Source organism: Periweissella fabaria, from assembly GCF_918814575.1.
Lineage (GTDB): Bacteria > Bacillota > Bacilli > Lactobacillales > Lactobacillaceae > Periweissella > Periweissella fabaria.
The window spans coordinates 76,889-85,828 of sequence record NZ_CAKKNS010000009.1; the positions used below are offsets into that span (position 1 = coordinate 76,889).

Here is an 8,940-nt window from a genome sequence, read left to right on the forward strand (position 1 = left end):
AAAATTTGATGCTTGCCCTTATCTAATATTTGTTCAAACAAGGAGAACTTTCATTATGGAATCACGCAACTTTCACATTGTAGCAGAATCAGGTATTCACGCACGTCCAGCAACTTTATTGGTACAAACTGCTTCTAAGTTTAGTGCTGATATTACTCTTGCCTACGAAGGTAAGGATGTTAACTTGAAGTCAATCATGGGTGTTATGTCACTCGGTGTTGGTCAAGGTTCAGACGTTGTGATTTCTGCTAATGGTTCAGACGAAGCAGATGCAATTGCTGCTATCGAAGACACTATGAAGAAAGAAGGCTTATCAGACTAATGACAAAAAAGATTAGCGGTATTGCAGCCAGTAATGGTGTTGCGATTGCTAAAGCTTATAAATTAGTTGATCCTGATTTGTCCTTTGCTAAGACATCAATTACGGATGTCGATGCAGAAAAAGGCCGCTTAAATGCGGCCTTTGATGCTTCTAAGGAAGATTTGACTAAGATTAAGGCTAAAGCAGTTGAAAATTTAGGAGCTGAAGAAGCGGAAGTTTTCGAAGCACACCTTACGATTCTTTCCGATCCAGAGCTTGTTGGCGCAATCCAACAACAAATTGAAAAAGACCAAGTTAACACTGAAACAGCATTGAGTGATGTAACTGATGGTTATATCGCAATGTTTGAAGCAATGACAGATAATGCATACATGCAAGAACGGGCAGCTGATATTCGTGATATTACCAAGCGTGTTTTATCACACTTGTTGAACGTTACTTTACCCAATCCCGCTTTGATTGATGAAGAAGTTGTGATTATTGCTAAAGATTTAACACCTTCAGACACGGCCCAACTAGATCGTAAATTCGTTAAAGGATTTGTAACTGATTTAGGTGGTCGTACATCACACTCATCAATTATGGCACGGACACTTGAAATTCCTGCTGTTGTAGGAACGGAAGTGGCAACAACTGATATTGCTGAAAATGAATTGGTAATTGTTGATGGTCTTAATGGGCACGCTATTATCACCCCAGATGATGCAACTGTGGCAGAATATCAAAAAATTGGTGATGACTATTTAGCACAAAAAGCAGAATGGGCACGTCTCAAAGATGAACCAACAACTTCTGCGGATGGTGTTAAAGTCATGACCGGAGCTAATATTGGAACACCTAAAGACTTGGCTGCGGTTCTTGAAAATGGGGCCGAAGGAATTGGTTTGTATCGGACTGAATTCTTATATATGGATTCAAGTGAGATGCCATCAGAAGAAGATCAATTCGAAGCATACAAGACTGTTCTTGAAGGTATGAGTGGTAAGCCTGTTACGGTACGGACAATGGATATCGGTGGTGATAAGAAGTTACCATACATGCCATTGCCTGAAGAAGAAAATCCATTCCTAGGTTATCGTGCACTCCGAATTTCTTTAGATAAAACGGATATGTTTAAGACGCAATTGCGTGCGCTTATTCGAGCATCGGCATTTGGAACGCTTTGGATTATGTTCCCAATGGTGGCGACTTTACCAGAATTCCGATCAGCTAAAGCCATTTTTGAATTAGTTAAAGCTGATTTGAAGAGTGAAGGCGTTGATTTTGATGACAATATTAAACTTGGAATCATGATTGAAATTCCTTCAGCAGCGATTTTAGCGGATAAATTTGCTAAGGAAGTTGACTTCTTCTCAATTGGTACTAATGACTTAATTCAATATACAATGGCCGCAGACCGTGGTAATGAAAAAGTGGCTTACCTTTACCAACCATATAGTCCATCAATTTTACGTTTAATTAAGCGGACCATTGATTGTGCACACAAAGAAGGTAAATTTGTGGCTGTGTGTGGTGAAATGGGTGGTGATCCAATTGCCGTACCATTGTTATTAGGTCTTGGTTTGGATGAGTTTTCAATGAGTGCAACGTCAATTTTACAAGCCCGTTCATTGATTAAAAACTTAACCACTACTGATATGCAAGCATTGGCTAACAAGGCCCTTGACCTTGATACAAATGATGAAGTTGCGGAACTTGTTAAAGCAGCAACGACTAATAATTAAATATTAATTTGTAGGAGCTATTGACGGCCATTAATCAAAGTTTGGTTAGGTCTACTAGCTCCTTTTTGATGTTAAATAATTTAATCTTGATATAATCTCAGTGAGTGATAATACTTTATTTAGGTCTACTAGCATAGTAAACTTTGCTTATAAATATACTGATGTAATAATTAACGGATAGCCGGGGAATTAGGTATTTTTTTACTTAAATTTAGATTTTTGCTATAATATGTACCTGTTAAGTTTTATGTCTATATTATTTAAATTCTAAAAAGGAGGTATCTGGATGAATATTGGATTATTTACAGATACGTACTATCCACAAGTAAGTGGGGTGGCAACCTCGATTTCGATTCTGCGAGACACATTGGAATCGATGGGGCACCAAGTATATATCTTCACTTCAAATGATCCCAAAGTTGGGCGCAATGTGTATGAACGGAATATTTTTCGTTTCCCGAGCTTTCCTTTTACCGGCTTTCCAGACCGACGACTAGCGTATAGTGGCGCATTACACGCTGTACAAATTGCCAAAGAATTGAATTTAGATATTGTGCATACGCAAACTGAATTTTCAATGGGGCTCATGGGTAAATTTGTCGCCTTTAGTTTAAAAATTCCTGCAATCCATACCTATCACACAATGTATCAAGATTACTTACATTATGTCGCTAATGGGAAGCTGATTGGTCCCCGAGCGGTTAAAACCGCAGTCCGTAATTACTTAAAAAATATGGAAGGTGTGGTAGCACCATCGCAACTAGTTTATGAAACAATGTTAGCATACGGGGTGACAGCACCGATTCGGATTATTCCAACAGGTGTTGAGGTCAATCATCATGTTACAGATGAGGAGACACAAGAATTACGGCAGCAATTAGGGTTAACTACGCAGACACCCGTGGCGCTATCGTTAGGCCGATTAGCTTTTGAAAAAAATATTGAAGATACGATTGATGCTTTCAAAGAAGTTTTAGCCCAAAATTCAGCTGCTAAATTAGTGATTGCTGGTGATGGGCCAGCTCGTCAATCATTGATGGAGCATGTTGCGGCTTTGGAAATTACTGATAATGTTTTATTCACAGGGATGATTGAGCACGCTGATGTTCCACGCTATTATGCGATGGCAGATGTGTTTGTTTCATCATCACAATCTGAATCTCAAGGTTTAACTTATCTTGAAGCGCTAACTGCGCATGCACCAATTGTCGTAATGAACAGTCCGTATGTAAGAGACTTAATTACAGATCCAAGTATTGGTGTTGGTTTAGATGATGTGGAGTTACTAGCAACAGCTTTACTACCTTACTTGAATAAGACTGCCCAAGTTGGGGATGTGTCAAAGCGTGATGCCAAAATTAATGAAATTAGTGCTGAACATTTTGGTACCGAGATAGTGAAATTTTATGAAGTTGTAATTAATGAATATCGGACTGATGATGAACGAAATAGTGATTCAATTTTCGGTGCGTTTAGTAATCCGTTTAAGCGTTAGTCTTAGTTATTGGAGTCTAGTATGTCCAAAAATAATCGCATAGTTTTAATTATTATGCTTATCATTGGAGTAGCCATCATGGGGTACTCGTTACGTGATATTAATATGAATTTGTTATTTCATGAAATTTTGACAATTAATGTCTGGTGGCTATTAGTTGCAATTTTATGTATTATCGCGTATTTAGTTATTGAAGGTATCATCGTAAAGGTGTTTGTTGGTAATCGTGTTCAAGGTTTTACGTTTAAAGACGCTTTACGGGTGCCATTAGTTGAACAACTCGGTAATGGCATTACGCCGTTTGCGAGTGGTGGACAACCATTTCAAATTATGGCAATGATGCAAGCAGGCATTGAACCAGGATATGCGGCGGCAATTTTATTGATGAAATTTGTCGTGTATCAATTTGTGATTGTTTTGAATTTTTTTATAGCCTTAATAATTGGCTCACACTTTTTGGCTGATAAAGTACATGTCCTTAAATACTTAATGATTTTTGGCTTTTTAATTCACTTAGCCGTCATTGTTGGGCTAATCCTAATTATGTTCTGGTACGGCTTTACCAAGCGGTTGACTGACTTAATATTAAAGACCATTAAGGTCGTTGGCTTTGGTGGCAAAGAGAAACGATTTGAACGCTATCAGCGAATTACGCAATGGGTTGATATTAGATTACACAATTTTCACATTGAGAGTGTACGAATGACTAGTAATATTGGGTTAATGATTAAAGGTTTAATTTTAACAAGTATTCAATTAATGTTTTATTATTCAATTCCATATTTTATTCTACTTGCCTTGGGGTATACGCATATTAATTATGTTTTGATTACATCGTTGCATGTCTTAATCGTGATGGTGATTTCAATTTTCCCAATTCCAGGTGGTTCTGGTGGAGCGGAAGTAAGTTTTCAATCACTCTTTAGTAGTTTTATTAATGTGCCAACTGATTTAGTATTAGCAATGTTTATTTGGCGCTTCTTAACTTATTATTTTGGGATGTTTACTGGGATGATTGCATTTAATATTCGTGCTGATCGTGTTGACAGCTCTCAAGATTGGCATAAGCAGAAGGAAGAATAACCATGGATCCAAATTTACAACATGTTTTAAAACGTTTACGTATTATGGTGAGTGATTATGCTTATCGTAGGCAAGAGCGTAATTTTGATTTATTCGGTATTAATGTCTGTACGGTCGAATACGACCATCAAACAATGTTGTTTTCAATTTTTGAACGTCAAAACAATGGGACGTTTATCTTTGATGATATCGATTTGGCAGCCATTGAGATTTATAATCAATTGGTTGACTTTCAATTAGTATTTTAGAAAGTAATCAAAAGAACAGATCTTTTGATTATTTTTTTATTTAAGGGCTTAGAAAATGATTAAAATTATACAGATACTGACGATGGTATTTGTGTTTTATACAAACCTAAGTATAATTAATTTGTTACACGTATTTATGGAGGAGAAAAAATGTCGAAGTTTTTCAAGAAGCTCGGCGCTAATTTACAAACAACGGTGGGCTTCTTTTGCTTATCGGCGTTTCTCATTTGGTTAAAAACTTATATTGTATACCAAACTGATTTTACACTTGGCGCACAAGGACCACTACAACACTTTTTATTAATTTTAAATCCGATTGGAACAACCTTGCTATTACTCGGGATTGCGTTATACTTCCGTGGCCGACTAGCTTATTGGTTGATGATACTAATTAATTTATTGGAATCACTTTGGATCTTTTCAAACGTCTTGTACTATCGTGAATTTTCTGATTTCTTATCGGTATCGATTATTGGTAGTGCAAGTTCGGTTGATAATAACTTGAATAAAGCAATTGGCGGTATTATTCACTTAGGCGATTTCTTTGTTTTCATTGATATCATTATTTTAATTGTCTTGTTATTGTTTAAGGTGATTAAAATTGATAAGCGTAAGATTAAGAAGCGATTTGCACTTTCAATTACCGCATTGAGTTTTTTCTTAATCTTTGCTGATTTTGGTATTTCAAATGCTGATCGTTCAGGTTTATTGACACGGACTTTCGATAATAACTACATTGTTAAATACTTAGGTTTAAATGAATACTTAGCGTTTAATATTTTTCAAACACACAAGCAAGAAGCCTCACGGTCAGCTGCAAGTGCTAAAGATATCAAACCAATCTTGAAATATATTGAAAGCCACCAAGCACCAGACAATGTTCAATACTTTGGTAAAGCTAAAGGAAAGAACGTTTTCGTGATTCACTTGGAAAGTTTACAACAATTCATGATTGACTATAAATGGGATGGGCAAGAAGTTATGCCTAACCTCGATAAGTTCTATCATGATCAAAGTACAATGAGTTTTGATAATTTCTATAACCAAGTTGGTCAAGGTAAGACTTCTGATGCGGAAACAATGTTAGAAAATTCATTATATGGCTTACCATCAGGTTCAGCGATGGTTAACTACGGAACATCAAATACCTTCCAAGCAGCACCCGCAATCTTGAGTCAACAAGGATACACAACGGCTTCATTCCACGGGGATGTTGCTAGTTTCTGGAATCGAGATAATGCCTACAAGTCATGGGGTTATGATTACTTCTTTAGTAAACCATTTTATAAAGATGCCGATAATCCAAACTACAATGTTGGATACGGTATGAAAGATAAAATCTTCTTACAAGATACAGCACAATATATTCAACAGTTACCACAACCATTTTATGCTAAAGTAATTACTGTTACTAACCACTATCCATATGATTTAGATAAACAAAATCAAACGATTAAACCATTTAATACGGGTGATAATACTGTTGATGGATATGTGCAAACAGCTCGTTACCTTGACCAAGCGTTCGGGGAATTCTTGGCATGGTTAAAAGCATCTGGTTTATATAACAATAGTATGATTGTCTTGTATGGTGATCACTATGGTATTTCAGATAACCACCGACCTGCAATTGCAAAATTATTGAACAAACCAGAAGTGACGAATGCTGATTTAGCTAACTTCCAAAAAGTACCATTTATGATTCACATGCCTGGACTACAAGGTGGCATTAACCATACGTATGGTGGTGAAATTGATGTCTTACCAACATTATTTGACCTACTTGGGGTGAAAGATGATAATTACGTTCAGTTTGGGACTGACTTATTGTCATCAAAACACATCTCAATAGTGCCATTCCGTAATGGGGACTTTGTAACACCAGAATACATTAAGTATCAAAACCAGTATTTCTATACTAATACTGGCCAACAAATTGATTTTAGTAAGGCCCCTGGTGCGAAAGAGGCCATTGCTAAGATTCAAGAATATGTTGATACGACTCTTTCAGATTCAGATAAGGTGATTACTGGAGACTTACTCCGGTTCTATACTCCTGCAGGCTTTAAAAAGGTTGATCGGAAGGATTATAGCTATAATCCTGACAAGACTAAGGCTGCCTTAAAGGACGATTTAACATCGGAACCTTCAAGTATCCTTGCTCGTAACCATGATAAGTCACTTGTGAATTTATATAAGACTGATGCACCTGAATTGAAAAAAGCTACGAAATAAGAAAAAAGCAACCATTATGGTTGCTTTTTTTGTGCTTATAAAGAGAAAAATTTTGTTTGAAAATCTTGATAAGAAGTCTATAATCATTAAAAATTAGTTTTTAATGATAGTTGATTAATTTTAAATGGAAGATGAGCTAGGAGGTGTCTTAATATGGGAAAAAACAAATTAAAACAAAATAATCTAATCAAATTACTGTTTGGACAGAGCTTATTGTTAATTGGGTTTAATATTTACAGTGTCGTCTTACTATACTTATTAGTACAAGAATATCATGCCTCAGCACGTGTATTAGGTATTTTCGGTATCCTGGCTGCGCTTCCACCAGCTTTGATTGCAATTGGTGCACCAATTCTTGGTCAGATTAAGAATAGTAAAACAATCCTAATTATGTTACAAGTAATGGCAACTTTTGCTTTGATCATTGGGGGTAGTTTACTACTTACTAAGCAAGCACTAATCTTAGTCGGTGGGTTATATTTACTATTAAGCACTGCCACGACCATTTCAGGTTCAGTGGAAGTTGGCTTCATTCCGATTATTTTTCAAGAAGATGAAGTAGCTATTGAAAAGTCCGTTGACTTGCAATACTTTATGAGTATAGGCTTAACGATTATTACGAGTATCATTAGTTCGTTTATTTTATTAGCTCATGGTAGTACATGGTTATTATGGGTAAGTTTCATTACTACTCCTCTAGGAATTGGTTGTTATTTATTAATCAGTTATGCACCAAATAAAGACATGGTGCTAGTTAATACAAATGACGGCCAATTGGATAGGGTGCCAGTAGCTTCTTATTACAAACAAATGCAAACAGCCCTTTATCAGTTTACGCATACAATGCCAGCGTTCTTAATTATTTTATTTGAAGCTATTTTAGGTGGGGTAACGGGTTTGTTATTTGAATTGTTACCATTAACAATGAAAGAACTAGGTATTGCGGTGGCCTTTTTTTCAATTGTTAGCGCTACGCAAAAAGTTGGTGATTTATTAGGAGGAGCTTTAGCACCGTTAGTCAAATGGAGTGCACCAACGTTTTTTGGTTGTGACTACTTGATTTCGGGGAGTTGTTTTATTGCGATTACATTGCCATTACCTAATTCAGTCCGTTTATTACTATTGTTACTAGCTGGTATATTTATGGGGATGTCAGGTAATGTCTTTGAAAAGTTGATGTATCGGTCGTTTAATGTTGGTGATATTTCAGCTATGCATGCTTTAACTACGTCAACATTTGCACTTTTCTCCGTAATTAGTTATTTTGTTGCTTGGATTCATATACCAACTATTATGCTTTGGCAGCTAACGGGGGGAATCACAATTATTTTTGGTGGTTTATTAATGGTTATTGCTCGTAAATTAGGCCAAGTTTCAGAATAATTACTTTACTAAAAGTGAGTTGTGGCAGTGAACTTTATTTATGAAAAACGCATATACAGCACTTAAATAAGTGTTGCATATGCGTTTTTTACGGAGATAAATACGGATTTAATAAGCTTTTTAAGCTCTTTTGATATTTTTGTAGTTAAATAACAAAAAAATACTTAAAAAGTGTTGACTATTACTTTTAATACTAGTAATATAGTTTAAGTCCTAAGCGAGGCGGTAACTTAAATGGAAGTTATACAAAACGCTTTCGAAAAATTAATTTTAAAAAGTTGTTGACGTTAAGTTAACTATCTGGTAATATTAATAAATGTTGTTGCGACATATTAAGTCGCTAACAACAACGTAGATCTTTGAAAACTGAATAAAGTTTTGACAATCAAATGTGTAAGTACTTTGAAACTAGATTTCAGAGTTAAACAAATTTGCGAATGTCAATTTCGC

Annotated in this window: 7 protein-coding genes; all 7 read left to right on the plus strand. The window is 35.8% G+C overall.

Annotation, left to right across the window (positions count from 1 at the left end; genetic code table 11):
• Positions 1-55: 55 nt before the first annotated feature.
• Positions 56-322 (plus strand): phosphocarrier protein HPr, encoded by a 267-nt coding sequence (locus LQZ75_RS08965; protein WP_230097479.1) that lies wholly within the window; start codon positions 56-58, stop codon positions 320-322.
• Positions 322-2,046, plus strand: a complete 1,725-nt coding sequence (ptsP, locus tag LQZ75_RS08970; protein WP_230097480.1) for a phosphoenolpyruvate--protein phosphotransferase — start codon at positions 322-324, stop codon at positions 2,044-2,046. Before LQZ75_RS08965 ends, ptsP begins: the two co-directional genes overlap by 1 nt.
• 286 nt (positions 2,047-2,332) lie before the next feature.
• On the plus strand, positions 2,333-3,541 hold the full coding sequence (locus LQZ75_RS08975) for a glycosyltransferase (protein WP_230097481.1): 1,209 nt from the start codon (positions 2,333-2,335) through the stop codon (positions 3,539-3,541).
• Between the two features lie 21 nt (positions 3,542-3,562).
• A complete protein-coding gene (locus LQZ75_RS08980; RefSeq protein ID WP_230097482.1) occupies positions 3,563-4,624 on the plus strand; it encodes a lysylphosphatidylglycerol synthase transmembrane domain-containing protein in 1,062 nt (353 codons plus the stop codon).
• A 2-nt stretch (positions 4,625-4,626) separates the two neighbouring features.
• Positions 4,627-4,872: a DUF1797 family protein gene (locus tag LQZ75_RS08985; RefSeq protein WP_230097483.1), complete on the plus strand. Its 246-nt coding sequence runs from the start codon at positions 4,627-4,629 to the stop codon at positions 4,870-4,872.
• Positions 4,873-5,022: 150 nt separating this feature from the next.
• Positions 5,023-7,107 carry an LTA synthase family protein gene (locus tag LQZ75_RS08990; RefSeq protein ID WP_230097484.1) on the plus strand — a complete coding sequence of 695 codons (2,085 nt, stop codon included), beginning with the start codon at positions 5,023-5,025 and terminating at the stop codon, positions 7,105-7,107.
• A gap of 153 nt (positions 7,108-7,260) precedes the next feature.
• Positions 7,261-8,490 (plus strand): MFS transporter, encoded by a 1,230-nt coding sequence (locus tag LQZ75_RS08995; RefSeq protein WP_230097485.1) that lies wholly within the window; start codon positions 7,261-7,263, stop codon positions 8,488-8,490.
• Positions 8,491-8,940 lie beyond the last annotated feature (450 nt).

Bases quoted from the DNA above. Each gene is read 5' to 3' on its own strand.
- LQZ75_RS08965 (WP_230097479.1), top strand. From the start codon at position 56: ATGGAATCACGCAACTTTCACATTGTAGCAGAATCAGGTATTCACGCA.
- ptsP (WP_230097480.1), top strand. From the start codon at position 322: ATGACAAAAAAGATTAGCGGTATTGCAGCCAGTAATGGTGTTGCGATT.
- LQZ75_RS08975 (WP_230097481.1), top strand. From the start codon at position 2,333: ATGAATATTGGATTATTTACAGATACGTACTATCCACAAGTAAGTGGG.
- LQZ75_RS08980 (WP_230097482.1), top strand. From the start codon at position 3,563: ATGTCCAAAAATAATCGCATAGTTTTAATTATTATGCTTATCATTGGA.
- LQZ75_RS08985 (WP_230097483.1), top strand. From the start codon at position 4,627: ATGGATCCAAATTTACAACATGTTTTAAAACGTTTACGTATTATGGTG.
- LQZ75_RS08990 (WP_230097484.1), top strand. From the start codon at position 5,023: ATGTCGAAGTTTTTCAAGAAGCTCGGCGCTAATTTACAAACAACGGTG.
- LQZ75_RS08995 (WP_230097485.1), top strand. From the start codon at position 7,261: ATGGGAAAAAACAAATTAAAACAAAATAATCTAATCAAATTACTGTTT.